The organism is Lentzea sp. NBRC 102530 (assembly GCF_030269365.1).
GTDB lineage: Bacteria > Actinomycetota > Actinomycetes > Mycobacteriales > Pseudonocardiaceae > Lentzea.
This window is the reverse complement of sequence record NZ_BSTF01000003.1, coordinates 608,196-623,923: the sequence shown is the minus strand read 5'-3', so window position 1 is coordinate 623,923 and position 15,728 is coordinate 608,196. Positions and strand designations below refer to the sequence as shown.

Sequence of the window (15,728 nt, the reverse complement as noted above, 5' to 3'; positions counted from 1 at the left end):
TGCTTGGGTGCGCTCTCACCACGAAATGGGAGGTCGATCGATGTACCGGAGAGGTCTTGCCGCCGTAGTGCTCGTGTTCGCCGGTGCGGTGGTGGCGTCGCTGCCTTCCGCCTCGGCACACGACGACAAGGGCCCGATCGTCATCGGGCACCGCGGCGCGTCGGCGTACCGGCCGGAGCACACGCTCGCCGCGTACGAACTCGCCGCGCGCATGGGCGCCGACTTCATCGAGCCCGACCTGGTGTCCACCAGGGACGGCAAGCTGGTCGCCCGGCACGAGAACGAGATCGGCGGCACCACGAACGTCGCCGAGAAGACGCAGTTCGCGGACCGCAGGAAGACCAAGACGATCGACGGTGTCGCGGTCACCGGCTGGTTCACCGAGGACTTCACGCTGGCCGAGCTGAAGACGTTGCGCGCCAAGGAACGCATCCCCGCGATCCGCCCGCGCAACACCCTCTACGACGGCCGGTTCGAGATCCCGACGCTGCAGGAGGTCATCGACCTCTCCCGGCGCCTGTCCCGCGAACTGCACCGCGAGATCGGCATCTACCCCGAGACCAAGCACCCGACGTACTTCAAGTCGATCGGTCTCGCGCTGGAGCCGAAGCTCGTCGACACGCTGAACCGCAACGGGCTGAACCGCGGCAGCGCCAAGGTCTTCGTGCAGTCGTTCGAGGTCGCGAACCTCAAGGAGCTCAACCGCTCGCTGCGGGTGCCGATCGTCCAGCTCGTCAACGGCTCGGGCCAGCCCTACGACTTCGTGGTCGCCGGGGACAAGCGCACCTACGCCGACCTGGTCACCCCGGCCGGGCTGCGCGAGGTGCGGTCGTACGCGGACGGTGTCGGCCTCACCAAGGACATCATCATCCCGCGGGATGCCAACGGGTTCCTGAAGGCGCCGACCACCGTCGTGAAGGACGCCCACGGGGTCGGCCTGACCGTGCACTCCTGGACGTTCCGCAACGAGAACTCGTTCCTGCCGGCGGACTTCCGGTCCTCGACCGACCCGGCCGCGTACGGCCGGGCCTTCGAGGAGTACGACCTGTTCTTCAGGCAGGGCATCGACGGCGTGTTCGCGGACAACCCCGACACGGCCGTCGAGGCCAAGGTCAAGCGCTAGCGAGTGCGAGCGTGCGGTCCCCGGAGAGCAACCCGCGTTGCTCGAGCAGGGGCCGCACGCCCTCACCGAACCAGTACGCCTCTTCGAGGTGCGGGTAGCCGGACAGCACGAACTCCTCGATGCCGACGGAGTGGTACTCCTCGATCAGGTCCGCGACCTCCTCGTGAGACCCGACCAGCGCCGTTCCCGCGCCACCGCGGACGAGGCCGACGCCCGCCCACAGGTTCGGGTGGATCTCCAGGCCGCGCACGCCCCGGCTGAGGTCACCGCCGTGCAACGCCAGCATCCGTTGCTGGCCGACGGATTCCGACGCGCCGAGCTGGGCCTGCGCCTGCGCCACCGCCGCCGGGTCCAGGGCGTCCAGCAGCTTCGCGGCCGCCGCCCACGCCTCCTCGGAGGTGTCCCGGCTGATCGTGTGCAGCCGGATGCCGAACCGGATCGGCCGGTCCGTCAACGCCCGCACCCGCGCGATCTTCTCCGCCACGTCCGCCGGGGGTTCGCCCCAGGTCAGGTAGACGTCGGCGCGCGCGGCCGCCACCGGCAGCGCGGCGTCCGACGACCCGCCGAAGTAGATCGGCGGCACCGGGTCCGGCGCGGCCAGCACGGCCGCGTCCCGCACCTGGTAGTGGTCGCCGTGGAAGGTGAACGGCTTGCCGGTCCAGATGCCGCGCACGACCTGGAGGAACTCGTCGGTGCGCGCGTACCTCTGGTCCTTGTCGAGCCAGTCGCCGAACCGTTGCTGCTCAACGGAATCGCCACCGGTCACGACGTTGAGCAACAACCGCCCGCGGGAGATCCGCTGGTAGGTCGAGGCCATCTGGGCGGCCAGCGTCGGCGAGAGCACGCCGGGCCGGAACGCCACCAGGAACTTCAGCGTCTTCGTCTGCGCGATCAACGCAGCCGTGGTCAGCCAGGCGTCCTCGCACCACGTGCCGGTCGGCGTGAGCACGCCGGTGAACCCGACCTGCTCGGCCGTGCGCGCGATCTGCGCCAGGTAGTCGATGTCCGGCTCACGGCGGGCTCCGGCCGCGGGCGCGCGGTTGGCGTGGAAGTGCTCCACGACCGTGCGGCCGTCACCGGAGGTCGGCAGGAACCAGTGCAGCGTGATGCTCATGAGAGATCTCCCTGGAACCGCGTGTCGACGAACTTCGCGAAGTCGACCTTGCCGGGCAACGTCTTGTCCTCGGTGAACGCGTCCGCGAGCTCCTGCTGCGACTTCAGCAGGGTGTCGTCGATCTTCACGTTCTGGTCGCCGTTGCGGTTCACCGCGGCGAGCGCGACCTCGTACTTGAGTCCCGTCTCCGCCGCCCACGCCTTCGCCCACTCCTCGCGGTGCGTGTCGGCCCACTTCTGCGCCTTGTAGTACCGGATCAGGTACTCCTTGATCGCCGGGTTCTTCCCCTTGTCGTCCAACGCCTTGCGGCCCGCGACCTGGAAGCCGTAACCGTTGGACTTGCCCTCGCCGGTGGTCAGCACGCGGGCCTTGGCCTCCTGCTGCGCCTGCGCGGTGTACGGGTCCCAGACGGCCCAGGCGTCGACCTTGCCCTGGGTGAACGCGCCGTAAGCGTCGGCCGGCTGGAGGAAGTTCAGCGTGACGTCCTTGGTCGTGAGGCCGGCCTCACGCAACGTCAGCAGGACCTGGCCGTGCGCCGAACTCCCCTTGGCCACCGCGATGTTCTTGCCCTTCAGGTCGGTGACCGCCCGCAGTGGCGAGTTCTCCGGCACGAGGATCGCGTCGGCCTCGACCTGTCCCTTGGAGGCACCGACCGCGGCGATCCTGGCGTTCGCTGCGGCGGCGAAGATCGGCGGTGTGTTACCGACCCCGCCGAGGTCGATCGCCCCCGCGGACGCGGCCTCCAGCAGGGGCGGGCCGGAGGTGAACGTCGCCCACTCGATCTTGTACGGGAAGTCGTTCAGGAGCCCGGCGGCGGTGAGCACCGCCTTCGCGCCGCCCTTCTGGTCGCCGACCTTGAGCACGACGTCACCGGGCGGGGTGTCCTGCGACTGCGTGGCCGTCGAGCACCCGGTCGTGAAGAGGATCGCGGCCAGCAGGCCGAGCCAGCTCCTGTTATGCGGCTTCTTCAACTTCGACTCCCAGGTCGGCGAGCACGCGGACGCGTTGCTCCACAACGGAGGCCCGGCGGCGCGGGCGGGGCTGGTCGACGTGGTGCGTGGCGACGATCCGGCCCTCGTCGAGCACGAGGATCCGGTCGGCCAGCAGCAACGCCTCGTCGACGTCGTGCGTGACGAGCAGGACGGCGGGCTTGTGCCGCGCCCACAGGTCTTCCACCAGGTGGTGCATGGCGAGCCTGGTCAACGCGTCGAGCGCGCCGAACGGTTCGTCCAGCAGCAGCACGTCCGGCTCGCGGACCAGTGCGCGGGCGAGCGAGACCCGTTGCGCCTCACCGCCGGACAACGTGAGCGGCCACGCGTCGGCGTGATCGGTGAGCCGCACCTCTTCCAGCGCCTTCAGGGCGACCGCCCGGCCGTCCGGCCTGTGCAGGCCGAGCGAGATGTTCTTCCAGACCTTGCGCCACGGCAGCAACCGGGGCTGCTGGAACGCGATCGACACCGTGCCGGGGACCTGGGCCGTGCCCTCGACGTCCCGGTCGAGGCCCGCGAGGATCCGCAGCAGCGTCGACTTGCCGCAGCCGCTGCGGCCGAGCAACGCCACGAACTCGCCGGGCTCGACCTCCAGGTCGATGCCGTCGAGCACCGTCCGTGCGCCGAAAGCCTTGTGCAGGCCGCGCACGCTCACCGCTTTTGCCATCGCAGGACCCTCCTCTCCAGCAGCCGCACCAGGGCGTCGGTCGTCAGGCCGAGCAGCGCGTAGACCACGAGGCCGACGACCACGACGTCGGTGCGGAGGAACTCACGGGCGTTGTTGATCAGGAAGCCGAGGCCCGCGTCGGCGTTGATCTGCTCGCCGACGATCAGCGACAGCCAGGCCGTGCCGAGCGCGATCCGCAGTCCCACCAGGGTTTGCGGCACGGCGGAGGGCAGCACGACGTGCACGACCCGTTCGACGCGGCTGTAGCCGAGCACCCGCGCGGCCTCGACCAGGCCGGGATCGGTCTGCCGGATGCCCGCGTGCAGGTTGAGGTAGAGCGGGAACGCGACACCGGCCGCGACCAGCGCGAGCTTGGGCTCCTCGCCGATGCCGAACCACAGGATGAACAACGGGATCAGCCCGAGGTGCGGCAACGTCCGCAGCATCTGCACCGGCGGGTCGAGCAATGTCTCACCCCAGCGGGAAAGGCCGGAAGCGAGCCCGAGAACCACGCCGATCACACCGCCGATGAGAAACCCGAATAGAACGCGCGTGATGGACACCGCGAACGCTTCGCCCAATTGGCCGTCTGCGATCAGCTCACCGGCGGACTGCGCGACGGTGACCGGAGAAGCGAGTTTGTCGGGTGACAGCACACCCGTTGAGCTGGCCAGTTGCCACAGCAGAACCAGCGCCACCGGGCTGATCCACCGCAGTGGCAGCTTGAACTTCCGCGCCTGAACAGGCGGCGCGGATTTCGGCCGCGCGGCCACTCCTGCAATGGACAAGGTCATGGGCCGAAGTACAGGCGAGCCCACGAGACGAGTCAACGACGCCCAAATCGTGAAAATACATCGCAACACGAGATGATCCCCGCACGGACATTTTCCCGCCAACGGCCGAGTGACAAGTGCGGTCCTTGACGATCAACATGCAGGCATGGTTTCGGAGGGGGACAGACCGAGGGTGCCTTCGGGCACCACGCTGAGGTTCGCGTCGCTGGTGCTGCTGGCGGTCGCGACGACGTTGCAGATCTTCGGGCACTACGCGGCGACGTGGCCGGTGACCACCTCGTTCGACGAGGCCCGGTGCCAGGTGCGGTCCGGCCTCTACCTGACCACCACGTACGCGGTGGATCCCGATGAGTCCAAGTGGGCCGCTTATCGGGCGTGCATGGCGCCGTTCCTGGTACCGCGGGGGTTCTGGATCCTGGGCGGGCTGGCGCTGCTCGCCGCTGTCGCTCTGCTGATCTACTTCCTGCGCCCGAGGTGGCGGATCTTCCGGCGCGGACTCGTGCCCGCCCCCGAGGAGCTCCACGAAACCCTTGCCGCACTGGTGGCAGAGGCGGGTCTCGCCAAGGCGCCGGTCTTCCTCCTCGAACCGACCGCGCTGCGCGAGGGCGGAACGGCGTTCGGCAACCACCGGCGCAAGTACGTCTCGCTGAACGCGGGAATGCTCAGCGTCCACCGCGACAAGCCCGAGACGTTCAGGGCGATCGTGCTGCACGAGCTCGCCCACGTCCGGGCGGACGTCACGGTCACGTACGCGACGCTCGCGGTCTGGCGGGCGTTCGTCGTCGTGGTGTTGTCGCCGTACGTGCTCACCCTGATCAACCCTTGGCTGTTGTCCCGCACCCCGTGGAAGGTGCCCGTCGTCCTGACCCCGGGCTACTTCACGTTGAGCCTCGGCTCGCGGCTGGCGGTGATGGTGCTGCTGGTGTTCCTCGCCAGGGTCGCGGTGCTGCGCGCCAGGGAGAAGTACGCGGACGTGCTGGTGGTGCGCTGGACGGGCGACCAGGACCCGTACCGGCTGCTGCCCGCGAGGAGCTGGTACCGCCGCTGGTTCGGTCACCACCCGGCGCCTGCCGCGCGGTCGACGGCCATGCGCGACCCGGACTCGTTGCTGCGGCCGGGTTTCTGGGAGGTGCTGACCTGTGCGCTCGCCGTGCAGATCGCCTGGTGGCACTCGACCACGGGCCTGCGCAACCTGGGCTGGTACCACGAGGGCAACGAGTCGTTCCTGGTCATGAGGATCGTCTGGGTGGTCCCGGCGGCCGCGTTGATCGGCCTGGTCGCCTGGCGCGGTGCGGCGGGCGAAGTGCGCCGCGGCACGTTCCTGGTACCAGGGCTCGCGATCGGCACCGGACTCGTGCTCGGCGACCAGCTGGACGCCTACAGCCGCAACGAGTTCTCGGTCCAGGGCGTGCTCGCCTCGGCCGCTCTGACCGGCACCGCGGTGCTCGTGACCGTCTGGGCCGGGCACTGCGCCACGCTCGTGCGCAACCGCGGGCAGGCGTGGTTGCTCGGCCTGTCGATCCCGCTGGTGGTCTACTCGCTGCTGAGCTGGTTCCCCGAGGTACGGGCGGTGGAGGCGGTGTGGCGCAACAACATCGTGCCCGTGTTCGATCTGCTGGCCGGTTACGCGTCATCCACTGTGGACGCGGTCGCGCTCCAGGCCGTCTCGCTCCCGTTCCTGCTCAACTTCAACCGGGTGCTCACGGTCGTTGCTCTCGCCCTGGTGTGGCTGGTGCCACTGGTCCTGCGCCGTGAGTTCCCGCGCGAGGCCGTCATCGCCGGAGCCGCCGGCGGGGTGCTCGCCGCGGTCGCGGTCGTGCTGCTGGGGAACATCGATCCGCCATTGGTCGCCACCGCGTGGCAGATCGTGGCGGTGGTCGGCGTCGAAGTCCTGCTGGTGCTGACGGCGGCACGGCACCTCGACCGCGTCGGCGCCCTGCTCGCCACCTGGCTGACGGGTCTCGTGGCGACGGCGGCGATCTGGCTGACCCACCTGGACGGCACCGAGGTCGACAGCGTGCTGGCGTCGCGCCCGCTCCAGGTCCTGCCCGTCCTGGGCACCCTCGCAGCGCTCCTGGGCGGGTTCGCGCACGTCTCCCGGCCCCGTCACCCCTCCCGGCCGTGGTTCGCGGTCGCAGCGGCCGTTCTGGGCGTCGCAATGGTGGCGTGGCAGCCCGGCGCGACGTCCGCGTCGGCCTCGATGCAGCCGCCGGCACCCACGAGCACCGAGCTGAACACCGACGACGCGGTGAACACGTGGATCTACGGCGGCGGCTGGGACCGCATGATGACGGTGGTGCGCGCCAACGACCAGGTGTTCGTCGGCGTCAGGGCCAGCGACCCGGCCGCCATCCTGAGGGGCTGCGAGAACCTGATCCCCGCGCTGCGCGAGGAGTTCCCGGAACCGCCGTCCGCCGTGATCGCGGAGCAGTGGCGCACCGCGCTGGCGGATCTGGAGACCGCCGCCAGGTCGTGCGTCGCGGTGTACCGGGACGGCAGGACCGACGACGGCTCGACCTGGACCGCGTTCAGCAGCGGCCTCGGTCAGCTCGGCAAGGTGCAGACCGGGCTGACCGAGGCGCAGAAGCGGGCTCTCAGCTGAGCACGTCGTGGCGGACGATCGTCTGGTCGCGGCCGGGGCCGACGCCGATCGCCGAGACGCGCGCGCCGATGATGCTCTCGAGGTACTCGACGTACGCCTTGGCGTTCGCGGGCAGCTCGTCGAACGTGCGGCAGTGCGAGATGTCCTCGAACCAGCCGGGCAGCTCCTCGTAGACCGGGACGGCGTGGTGCACGTCGGTCTGCGTCATCGGCATCTCGTCGACGCGGCGACCGTCCACTTCGTACGCGACGCAGACCGGCACCTTCTCGAGGCCGGACAGCACGTCGAGCTTGGTGAGGAAGTAGTCGGTGATGCCGTTGACGCGGCTCGCGTAGCGGGCGATCACGGCGTCGAACCAGCCGGTGCGGCGGCTGCGGCCGGTCGTCACACCGAACTCGCCGCCCTGCTTGCGCAGGTACTCGCCCTGGTCGTCGTTGAGCTCGGTCGGGAACGGACCGGAGCCGACGCGGGTCGTGTACGCCTTCAGGATGCCGATCACGGTGCTGATGCGGGTCGGGCCGACACCGGAGCCGACGGTCGCGCCACCCGAGGTCGGGTTCGACGACGTGACGAACGGGTAGGTGCCGTGGTCGACGTCGAGCAGGGTGCCCTGCGAGCCCTCCAGCACGACGATCTCGTCGCGATCGAGCGCCTGGTTCAGCAGCAGGCGGGTGTCGGCGATGCGGTGCACGAAGTGCTGCCCGTGCTCCAGCACCTGGTCGACGACCTGCTCGGGGTCGAGCGCCTTGCGGTTGTAGACCTTGACCAGCACCTGGTTCTTGAAGTCCAGGGCGGCCTCGACCTTCTGCCGCAGGATCTTCTCGTCCAGCAGGTCCTGCACGCGGACGCCGACGCGGGCGAGCTTGTCCTGGTAGGCCGGGCCGATGCCGCGGCCGGTCGTGCCGATCTTCGCCTTGCCCAGGTAGCGCTCGGTCACCTTGTCGATGGCCACGTGGTACGGCATGATCAAGTGCGCGTCCGACGAGATCAGCAGACCGCTGGTGTCGACGCCCTTCTCCTCCAGGCCCGCGAGCTCCGTGAGCAGCACGCCGGGGTCGACCACGACACCGTTGCCGATCACGTTCTTCACGCCGGGCGTGAGGATGCCGGACGGGATGAGGTGCAGGGCGAACTTCTGACCGTCCGGGAGGACGACGGTGTGACCCGCGTTGTTGCCGCCCTGGTAGCGAACGATCCACTGGACACGCTCACCGAGGATGTCGGTGGCCTTGCCCTTGCCCTCATCGCCCCACTGGGCACCGATCAGCACGACGGCCGGCATGTGAAACTCCAAGCACTTGGACTGGTTCGAGCGAATGCCGGTAAGTGAGGGTAGACCAGGAGATGACCGTGCGCGGAATCGTGTTGGCCTGCGGAAACACGCAGTTGCCAATGATCGCTCAACGTGACGACGTGGTGGCCGTCCCGGCCCGCCCCGGCAAGGACCACGTGGATCACCACCTGGACGCCCCGCGGCTCGTCGTCGCGGGCACGGACGCGGACCTCGCCGCCGTCGCGTTGCGGTTGCTGCGCAAGGAGAAGCTCGGCTCGGTGGCGCTCGGGTACGTGCCGGTCGCCGATTCGTCCGTCGCCGCGCTCTGGGGGCTTTCGACCGACCCGGCGCGGGCGTTGGACGTCGCCCTGAACGGTGACGTCGATCCCGTTCCGCTCGTCCGTGACGACGTCGGCGGCGTGCTGGTGGGTCTCGGCGTGTTGTCGCCGGTGCGTGGCGTTGGTTACAGCGACGCGGACAACGTGCTGCGCGGGCAGGCGTCCCGGGTGGAGTGCACGCCCGACCCGGACGGCGGCCTCGGCCTGGAGATCCGGATCGTCAACAAGCGGTTGTTCGGGTCGAAGGTGCGGGTGAGCAAGCCCCGGGCGTTCCAGCTCGGCTGCCTGCCCACGACGGTGGTCCAGGACGGCGTGAAGCACCCGCGACCGATGGACAAGTGGACCTGGTACCGCCACACCGAGGACTTGAGGCTCGTGCGAGGGCTCTAGCAATCCGCCGTTCATTCACTTGAGGGTCACTCGAAGGCATTGCGCAATTTCATAATGTGACTGAGGGTAGGTCCCGATCACTTTCCAACAAGGAAGGTCGGGACGATGTCAAAAGTTAACCGAATCATTGGTGTTTCCGTTGCCGCACTGGCACTGACCTTTGGTTTTGTTACCCCTGCACTGGCGACACCACCGAACATCCCCAGCGCCGCCACGGCGAAGTCGGAATTAGCCGGGCTCACCGTCCGCACCGATGGTGCGATGACCGGCTATTCACGCGACAAGTTCCCGCACTGGATCACCCAGTCGGGTTCTTGCAACACGCGCGAGGCCGTGTTGAAGCGCGACGGCACGAACGTCGTGACGGACTCGTCGTGCGCCGCCACCTCGGGCCGCTGGTTCTCGCCGTACGACGGTGCGACCTGGTCAGCGGCCTCCGACGTGGACATCGACCACATCGTCCCGCTGGCCGCCGCCTGGCGTTCGGGCGCGTCGTCGTGGACCACCGCCCAGCGCCAGGCGTTCGCGAACGACATGTCAGGCCCACAGCTGATCGCCGTCACCGACAACGTCAACCAGGCCAAGGGCGACCAGACGCCCGCGACCTGGAAGCCTCCGCTGACGTCCTACTGGTGCACCTACGCCAAGATGTGGGTACACACCAAGTACCGCTGGAACCTCAGCGTGAACTCGGCGGAGAAGACCGAACTGACGGGCATGCTCGGAAGGTGCTGATGGCGTCCCACTCCACGCTTTTCGTAGCGGGCCCCGGTGGCGTGATGACCGACGAGGTCGGCGTCGTCACCGGAGACCTCGAACTGTGCACGGAACTCTCCGAGGACGGAAAGCTCCGCGCGCTGGTCCGCTACGAGGGCGCGGAGGAGTGGTACGCGATCACGGGCGGTTCGTGCGTTCTGGCCGACCCTCGTGATCACGAGCAGGTGCATTCCCTTCTGCACGGTCTCCTGCACCGGCCGGAGGGATGAGGGGCGGCAACGCCTCCATCGCCTCGCTCCTGCTCAACCCGGTCGCCTGCAACAGGTCCACCGCGACACTGCGGATCTGGGCCAGCACGACCTTGGACGAGAACCCGTCCCCGCCGAGGCGCCGCGCGGTGAGGTTCCGCGCGGCGTCCCGCACGGCCTCCCGCGTCGCCCTGGGCTCCTTGCCCTTCTCCAGCTCGCCCTTCAGGCAGTCGACGGCCTTCGCGTACTCGACGAGCACCTCGGGCACGCCGTCCGGAATCCGTTCGTCGGCCTTGAGCGCGGCCATCGTCCGGCGCGCCAGCACCCTGGTGTTCCGGATCGCGTAGTCCACCGGCCCGGCCGCCGTCTGGTACCGGCTCAGCTCGTCCTTGGACCGCCACCGGATGGGCGCGATCTTCGCGATCTCACTGCCGGTCTGCAGCGCGGACTTGTAGTCGTCGATGGTGCTCTGGCTGGTCCGGAGCTCGGCCAGCACGCCCGCCGCCTTCACGGCGTCCTTCTCCTCGAGCGCCTGGGCGATGTTCCTGAGCGCGCCGCTGAGCGTGGCCGTCAACGTCTTGAGCTGCCGTTGCGCCACCGTCACCGGGTTCGCCGGGATCAACGCCGCCACCGCCAGGCCGACCAGCCCGCCGGTCAACGCGTCGATCATGCGGTCGAACCCGCCGCCGGCGCTGGGCGGCAGGAGCGTCGCCACCAGCACCGCGCTGCTGCCCGCCTGCAGGGCGATCACCGTGCCGCCGTCCAGCAGCACGGCCGCGGACATCGCGAGCACCACCACCAGCGCGATCTGCCACGGACCACTGCCGATCCAGCCGATCAGCGCGTCCCCCACGCCGACACCGACCGAGACACCGACGACCAGCTCACCGACGCGACGGAGCCGTTGTCCCAACGACACACCGAGGCACACGACGGCGGCGATCGGAGCGAAGAACGGGTGCGCGTGCCCGATGACCATCGTCGCCACCAGCCAGGCGATGCCCGCCGACAGTCCGCACTGGACGATCGGCAACGCGGCCGCACGCCACCGGCCGAACCCCCGGCCGACCGCTTCCCTGACCGCGCCCACCACGTCACCCCTGCGTTCCGCTCGACTGTGCCGCCGCCAGTCTTGAGGCAACGGCGAGCGGTCACAACCGGCGGGGCCAAGGTCACAACTGCCGCGGGAGGGTCGTCGTGGCGACCCTCCCGCGGTTCACGTCAGGCGAGACCCAGCGCCGCCGGTGCCTTCGGGTCGCTGTCGGCGAGGAACTTCGAGCAGCGGTCCCACTCCTCGTCCTCCCCGATCTCCCTGGCCGCCAGCGCCAGCGCGGCGAGCGCCCGCAGGAAGCCCTGGTTCGGCCGGTGGTCCCACGGCACCGGGCCGAAGCCCTTCCAGCCGGAGCGGCGCAACTGGTCGAGGCCGCGGTGGTAGCCGGTGCGGGCGTACGCGTAGGCGGCGACGGGGTCACCGGCGTGCAGGGCGCGCTCGGCCAGCAACGCCCAGGCCTCGGAGAAGTCCGGGTACGCGCGAACGATCTTGGCGGGGTCGGTGCCACCGTCTGCGGCGGCCTGCGCCTCCGGACGGTCGGGAAGGCGGGTCGGCTCGGGCCCGAGGAGGTTCTCAACCATGCGACCCATCGTGCCGCATGCGGCGAACCGGGCTGGACGAACGTCCGGGCTAGCCGAACATCTGCACGACGGCGGCCACGACCGCCAGCATCAGCGCGGCGACGAGCACGCCGGCGATGATCCGCTGCTTCGTGGTCGCCTTGTAACGGTCGTCGATGTCAGATGAGCTCATGGCCGTGCACCTTGCCGAGCCGGAGCACAGAACTTCAACCTCGTTCACTCCATCGTGCACACGAATTGGAAACATCAGGGTAAAACCAGGGGCATTCGCCCTGTCTGAACACCTGAGCTGCGCTCATGATGTGCGGATGATCCAGGGGGCGAGGGACTTCAGGGCGAAGTACTGGGCACGTGGGGTCCTGGGCAGGGAGACACCCGCCGAGCTCACGCGTCTGCTGTACCGGTGGTGGCTGGTCGGTCTGCTGCTCAAGCTGATCGGGTCGTCGTGGGACGTCAGCTGGCACTTCAAGTGGTTGCGCGACGACCTCGCGCCGCCGCACCTGATCAACACGGTCGGCACGGTCATCGTGGTGGGGCTCACGCTGTTCCACACGTTCACCGGGTACGGCGGGGACCGGCTGACGATCCGGTTGATGCAGGTGGGGTCGGGGATCTTCCTCATCGCGCTGCCGATCGACGTCATCAACCACCGGATCAACGGGCTCGACATCACGAGCTGGAGCGGGTCGCACGCGCTGCTGTACCTCGGCACCGCGGTGATGCTCGCCGGGGCGATCCGCGGGTGGATGAAGCACTATCCGCAGGGCCGCGCGCACGTCCTCGGGCTGGCCGCGCTGTGGTTCTTCTTCCTGGAGAACGTCTGGTTCCCCAACCAGCACCAGGAGTACGGCGTGCGCGCGTTGCAGGCCTACGACAGCGGCAGGGCCGAGGCGGAGCCGATCCTGCTGCAGTTCGCCGCCGACCAGCTCGGGGTTCCGGTGGGGCGCGAGGCGGTGGTGCACTTCGCGCTGCCCATCGCGGACTGGGTCTACCCGGTGTGGGGGCTCGTCGCGGCCGCGCTCGTGCTGGTGGTCGCGCGCCGGACGATCGATCGGCGCTGGGCCGCCACGGCGGTCGCGGCCGGGTACGTCGCGTACCGGTGCCTGATCTGGCCGCTGCTCGCCGGGATCGACTTCCCGAAGTCGGCGGTGCCCCTGTTCCTCGTCCTCGTCGGGCTCGTGATCGACGCGGCGCACGCGCTCGAGATGCCGACGCCCGCGAAGGCGGTGCTCGGGTCCGCCGCCGTCACCACGGTCGGGTACGTCGGGATCTGGTTCCAGCAGGAGTACCTGTGGGGGCCGCCGATCTCGTTCTCGTCGGCGGCGGTCACGGCCGTGCTGCTGGCGGTGCTGTGGACGGCCGGGGACCTGCTGATCCGCAGGCCGGCGGCTCTCACGCCTCGAGCTGGGCTGACAGCCTCGTCGTGATCCGGCCGAACAGGTCGGCCAGCGGCTCGCCGACGTCCCGCCCGAACTCGGTCAACCCGTAGGTGACCTGGGGCGGGGTCGTCGGCTCCACCCTGCGCCAGACCAGGCCGTCGGCGACGAGCCCGCGCAACGTCTGGGACAGCATCTTCTCGCTGATGCCGACGATGCTCTCGCGCAGTTCGAAGAACCTGAGGTCGTTGGTCTGCAACGAGATCAGCACCCAGATGCCCCAGCGGCTGGTGACGTGGTCGACCATCTCGCGCGCGGGGCAGGTGGTGTGAAACACCTCATACCGCCCCGTCGGACCGGCCGGCGTGAACTGTTTTCCGACCTCCACGTCCGGAGCTTACCTCCAGGTAAGTCCTTACGAAAGGTAAGCCCGGTTCCTAACGTCGCCACCACAGACGACGAAGGAGCTGGACATGATCGTGGTGACCGGGGCGACCGGGAACATCGGACGACCCCTCACGAAGGCACTGGCCGAGGCGGGCGAGCAGGTGGTGGCCGTGTCGCGGCACGCGGCGGAGGTGCCGGCCGGGGTGCGGCACCGGGTGGCGGACCTCGCCGATCCGGAGAGCCTCGACCTCGAGGGCGCAAAGGCGTTGTTCCTGTTGCTGTCCGGCGACGCGCACGCCGTCGGCGCCGGCCCCGCGGCTCTGGTCGAACGGGCCGCCGCGCACGGCGTGCGCCGGGTGGTGCTGCTGTCGTCGCTGGGCGTGCGGACCAGGCCGTTCGGCACGACGCGGATCGAACTGCGCGGGCTCGAGGACGTGCTGCGCGAGTCCGGCCTCGACTGGGCGGTCCTGCGGCCGGGCGGGTTCGCGTCCAACGCGCTGTGGTGGGCCGAATCCGTGCGCACGCACCGGACCGTCGCGGCGCCGTTCGGGGACGTCGGCCTACCGATCATCGACCCTTCGGACATCGCCGAGGTCGCGGCCACCGCCCTGCTCAGCGACCGCAACGGCGTCCTGGAGCTCACCGGGCCGGAGGTGATCACACCGCGACAGCAGGCGGAGGTGATCGCGGACGCGCTGGGCGAGCCCGTGCGGTTCCACGAGCTCACCCGCGCCGAGGCGAAGGCGGGCCTGGAACAGCTGATGCCGGGCGAACTGGCCGACGACACCCTGGACATCCTGGGGGCGCCCACCGCGGACGAGGTGGCGGTGAGCCCGGACGTCGAGAGGGTCCTCGGCCGCGCTCCGCGCACGTTCGCCGACTGGACCGCACGCCACGTCGAAGCGTTCCGCTGACACGAAAAGGCCCCCGGCACGAAGCCGGGGGCCTTTCACCAAGCCAAGCCGAAGAAGATCAGCCCGCGATCATGCGGCCCGACGACTTGAGGTGCTCGCACGCCTGCGCGATGCGGGCGCCCATGGCCGTCTCGGCGGCCTTGAGGTAGCTGCGCGGGTCGTAGGTCTTCTTGTTGCCGACCTCGCCGTCGATCTTCAGCACACCGTCGTAGTTCGCGAACATGTGCGCGGCGATCGGACGGGTGAACGCGTACTGCGTGTCCGTGTCGATGTTCATCTTGATGACGCCGTACGACACGGCCTCGTGGATCTCCTCGAGCAGCGAGCCGGAGCCGCCGTGGAAGACCAGGTCGAACGGCTTCGAGCCGGCCGGGAGGCCGAGCTTCTCCGCCACGACGTCCTGGCCCTGCTTGAGGATCTCGGGACGCAGCTTCACGTTGCCCGGCTTGTAGACGCCGTGCACGTTGCCGAAGGTCGCGGCGAGCAGGTAGCGACCCTTCTCGCCGGCGCCGAGGGCCTCGACGGTCTTCAGGTAGTCCTCGGGCGTCGTGTAGAGCTTGTCGTTGATCTCGTTGTCGACGCCGTCCTCCTCGCCACCGACGACGCCGACCTCGATCTCGAGGACCAGCTTGGCCTTGGCGGAGAGGTCGAGCAGCTCCGAGGCGATCTGGAGGTTCTCCTCCAGCGGCACGGCGGAGCCGTCCCACATGTGCGACTGGAAGAGCGGGTTGCCGCCCTTGTCGACGCGCTCCTGGCTGATGGCGATCAGCGGACGCACGTACCCGTCGAGCTTGTCCTTCGGGCAGTGGTCGGTGTGCAGCGCGATGTTCACCGGGTACTTCGCGGCGACGACGTGCGCGTACTCGGCCAGCGCGACGGCACCGGTCACCATGTCCTTGACCTTGGTGCCCGAGGCGAACTCGGCACCGCCGGTCGAGACCTGGATGATGCCGTCGCTCTCAGCCTCGGCGAAGCCGCGCAGAGCCGCGTTGAGCGTCTCCGACGACGTGACGTTGATGGCGGGGTAGGCGAACTCGTTCGCCTTGGCCCGGTCCAGCATCTCCGCGTAGACCTCGGGAGTTGCGATGGGCATCGGTGGTCCTCCTCAGGCGCCCTGAACGGGTGTCAGCCCGCATCCTACGAGCCGCTGTCACGGGGCCGTAA

Annotated in this window: 16 protein-coding genes; 6 read left to right on the top strand and 10 right to left on the bottom strand. The window is 69.3% G+C overall.

Going from position 1 to position 15,728, the window contains the following annotated elements; genetic code table 11:
* Window positions 1-40: 40 nt before the first annotated feature.
* Window positions 41-1,123, top strand: coding sequence for a glycerophosphodiester phosphodiesterase (locus QSK25_RS10705; protein WP_285637221.1), 1,083 nt, complete (start codon window positions 41-43; stop codon window positions 1,121-1,123).
* On the opposite strand, the gene QSK25_RS10700 is transcribed toward QSK25_RS10705, so the two are convergent.
* The 4 genes from QSK25_RS10700 to QSK25_RS10685 are packed head-to-tail and all read right to left on the bottom strand — an operon-like array spanning window position 1,113 to window position 4,687.
* Window positions 1,113-2,237 (bottom strand): LLM class flavin-dependent oxidoreductase, encoded by a 1,125-nt coding sequence (locus QSK25_RS10700; protein ID WP_285637218.1) that lies wholly within the window; start codon window positions 2,235-2,237, stop codon window positions 1,113-1,115. The genes QSK25_RS10705 and QSK25_RS10700 overlap by 11 nt on opposite strands.
* The gene (locus tag QSK25_RS10695; RefSeq protein WP_285637215.1) at window positions 2,234-3,208 is read right to left on the bottom strand and encodes an ABC transporter substrate-binding protein; all 975 of its coding nucleotides are present in this window, start codon (window positions 3,206-3,208) and stop codon (window positions 2,234-2,236) included. Before QSK25_RS10695 ends, QSK25_RS10700 begins: the two co-directional genes overlap by 4 nt.
* Window positions 3,192-3,893, bottom strand: a complete 702-nt coding sequence (locus QSK25_RS10690; protein ID WP_285637212.1) for an ABC transporter ATP-binding protein — start codon at window positions 3,891-3,893, stop codon at window positions 3,192-3,194. Before QSK25_RS10690 ends, QSK25_RS10695 begins: the two co-directional genes overlap by 17 nt.
* Window positions 3,878-4,687 carry an ABC transporter permease gene (locus tag QSK25_RS10685; RefSeq protein ID WP_285637209.1) on the bottom strand — a complete coding sequence of 270 codons (810 nt, stop codon included), beginning with the start codon at window positions 4,685-4,687 and terminating at the stop codon, window positions 3,878-3,880. The genes QSK25_RS10690 and QSK25_RS10685 overlap by 16 nt, the downstream gene beginning before the upstream one ends.
* Before the next feature lie 145 nt (window positions 4,688-4,832).
* Here QSK25_RS10685 and QSK25_RS10680 point away from each other — a divergent pair, with 145 nt between their 5' ends.
* A complete protein-coding gene (locus tag QSK25_RS10680) occupies window positions 4,833-7,289 on the top strand; it encodes a M48 family metalloprotease (RefSeq protein ID WP_285637204.1) in 2,457 nt (818 codons plus the stop codon).
* Here the strand turns inward: QSK25_RS10680 and QSK25_RS10675 are convergent.
* Window positions 7,282-8,571 (bottom strand): adenylosuccinate synthase, encoded by a 1,290-nt coding sequence (locus QSK25_RS10675; protein WP_285637201.1) that lies wholly within the window; start codon window positions 8,569-8,571, stop codon window positions 7,282-7,284. The two genes, QSK25_RS10680 and QSK25_RS10675, sit on opposite strands and share 8 nt — an antisense overlap.
* 110 nt (window positions 8,572-8,681) lie before the next feature.
* Between QSK25_RS10675 and QSK25_RS10670 the strand changes: the two genes are divergently transcribed.
* Together QSK25_RS10670 and QSK25_RS10665 are read left to right on the top strand one after the other, a co-directional pair.
* Window positions 8,682-9,290, top strand: a complete 609-nt coding sequence (locus QSK25_RS10670; protein ID WP_285637198.1) for a hypothetical protein — start codon at window positions 8,682-8,684, stop codon at window positions 9,288-9,290.
* A 105-nt stretch (window positions 9,291-9,395) separates the two neighbouring features.
* Window positions 9,396-10,025 carry an HNH endonuclease family protein gene (locus tag QSK25_RS10665; RefSeq protein WP_285637195.1) on the top strand — a complete coding sequence of 210 codons (630 nt, stop codon included), beginning with the start codon at window positions 9,396-9,398 and terminating at the stop codon, window positions 10,023-10,025.
* 159 nt (window positions 10,026-10,184) lie between these two features.
* Here the strand turns inward: QSK25_RS10665 and QSK25_RS10660 are convergent, their stop codons facing one another.
* From QSK25_RS10660 to QSK25_RS10650, 3 genes are all read right to left on the bottom strand, one after another.
* On the bottom strand, window positions 10,185-11,345 hold the full coding sequence (locus tag QSK25_RS10660; protein WP_285637192.1) for an FUSC family protein: 1,161 nt from the start codon (window positions 11,343-11,345) through the stop codon (window positions 10,185-10,187).
* Between the two features lie 131 nt (window positions 11,346-11,476).
* A complete protein-coding gene (locus QSK25_RS10655; protein ID WP_285637189.1) occupies window positions 11,477-11,887 on the bottom strand; it encodes a DUF3151 domain-containing protein in 411 nt (136 codons plus the stop codon).
* 49 nt (window positions 11,888-11,936) lie between these two features.
* Complete coding sequence (locus QSK25_RS10650) at window positions 11,937-12,059, bottom strand: hypothetical protein (protein ID WP_285637185.1); 123 nt, start codon at window positions 12,057-12,059, stop codon at window positions 11,937-11,939.
* A 136-nt stretch (window positions 12,060-12,195) separates the two neighbouring features.
* Here QSK25_RS10650 and QSK25_RS10645 point away from each other — a divergent pair, with 136 nt between their 5' ends.
* Complete coding sequence (locus QSK25_RS10645) at window positions 12,196-13,314, top strand: hypothetical protein (RefSeq protein WP_285637182.1); 1,119 nt, start codon at window positions 12,196-12,198, stop codon at window positions 13,312-13,314.
* Here QSK25_RS10645 and QSK25_RS10640 read toward each other — a convergent pair.
* The gene (locus QSK25_RS10640; RefSeq protein WP_285637179.1) at window positions 13,280-13,651 is read right to left on the bottom strand and encodes a winged helix-turn-helix transcriptional regulator; all 372 of its coding nucleotides are present in this window, start codon (window positions 13,649-13,651) and stop codon (window positions 13,280-13,282) included. The genes QSK25_RS10645 and QSK25_RS10640 overlap by 35 nt on opposite strands.
* Before the next feature lie 85 nt (window positions 13,652-13,736).
* On the opposite strand from QSK25_RS10640, the gene QSK25_RS10635 reads away from it, so the two are divergent.
* Window positions 13,737-14,564 (top strand): SDR family oxidoreductase, encoded by an 828-nt coding sequence (locus tag QSK25_RS10635; RefSeq protein WP_285637176.1) that lies wholly within the window; start codon window positions 13,737-13,739, stop codon window positions 14,562-14,564.
* A gap of 58 nt (window positions 14,565-14,622) precedes the next feature.
* Here QSK25_RS10635 and fbaA read toward each other — a convergent pair whose 3' ends face one another.
* Window positions 14,623-15,657, bottom strand: coding sequence for a class II fructose-bisphosphate aldolase (fbaA, locus tag QSK25_RS10630; protein WP_285637173.1), 1,035 nt, complete (start codon window positions 15,655-15,657; stop codon window positions 14,623-14,625).
* Window positions 15,658-15,728: the final 71 nt, after the last annotated feature.

What these genes read in the sequence shown, in the direction of transcription:
- QSK25_RS10705 (WP_285637221.1), top strand. Translation starts at nt 41, where the DNA reads ATGTACCGGAGAGGTCTTGCCGCCGTAGTGCTCGTGTTCGCCGGTGCG.
- QSK25_RS10700 (WP_285637218.1), bottom strand. Translation starts at nt 2,237, where the DNA reads ATGAGCATCACGCTGCACTGGTTCCTGCCGACCTCCGGTGACGGCCGC.
- QSK25_RS10690 (WP_285637212.1), bottom strand. Translation starts at nt 3,893, where the DNA reads ATGGCAAAAGCGGTGAGCGTGCGCGGCCTGCACAAGGCTTTCGGCGCA.
- QSK25_RS10685 (WP_285637209.1), bottom strand. Translation starts at nt 4,687, where the DNA reads ATGACCTTGTCCATTGCAGGAGTGGCCGCGCGGCCGAAATCCGCGCCG.
- QSK25_RS10680 (WP_285637204.1), top strand. Translation starts at nt 4,833, where the DNA reads ATGGTTTCGGAGGGGGACAGACCGAGGGTGCCTTCGGGCACCACGCTG.
- QSK25_RS10675 (WP_285637201.1), bottom strand. Translation starts at nt 8,571, where the DNA reads ATGCCGGCCGTCGTGCTGATCGGTGCCCAGTGGGGCGATGAGGGCAAG.
- QSK25_RS10670 (WP_285637198.1), top strand. Translation starts at nt 8,682, where the DNA reads ATGATCGCTCAACGTGACGACGTGGTGGCCGTCCCGGCCCGCCCCGGC.
- QSK25_RS10665 (WP_285637195.1), top strand. Translation starts at nt 9,396, where the DNA reads ATGTCAAAAGTTAACCGAATCATTGGTGTTTCCGTTGCCGCACTGGCA.
- QSK25_RS10655 (WP_285637189.1), bottom strand. Translation starts at nt 11,887, where the DNA reads ATGGTTGAGAACCTCCTCGGGCCCGAGCCGACCCGCCTTCCCGACCGT.
- QSK25_RS10650 (WP_285637185.1), bottom strand. Translation starts at nt 12,059, where the DNA reads ATGAGCTCATCTGACATCGACGACCGTTACAAGGCGACCACGAAGCAG.
- QSK25_RS10645 (WP_285637182.1), top strand. Translation starts at nt 12,196, where the DNA reads ATGATCCAGGGGGCGAGGGACTTCAGGGCGAAGTACTGGGCACGTGGG.
- QSK25_RS10635 (WP_285637176.1), top strand. Translation starts at nt 13,737, where the DNA reads ATGATCGTGGTGACCGGGGCGACCGGGAACATCGGACGACCCCTCACG.
- fbaA (WP_285637173.1), bottom strand. Translation starts at nt 15,657, where the DNA reads ATGCCCATCGCAACTCCCGAGGTCTACGCGGAGATGCTGGACCGGGCC.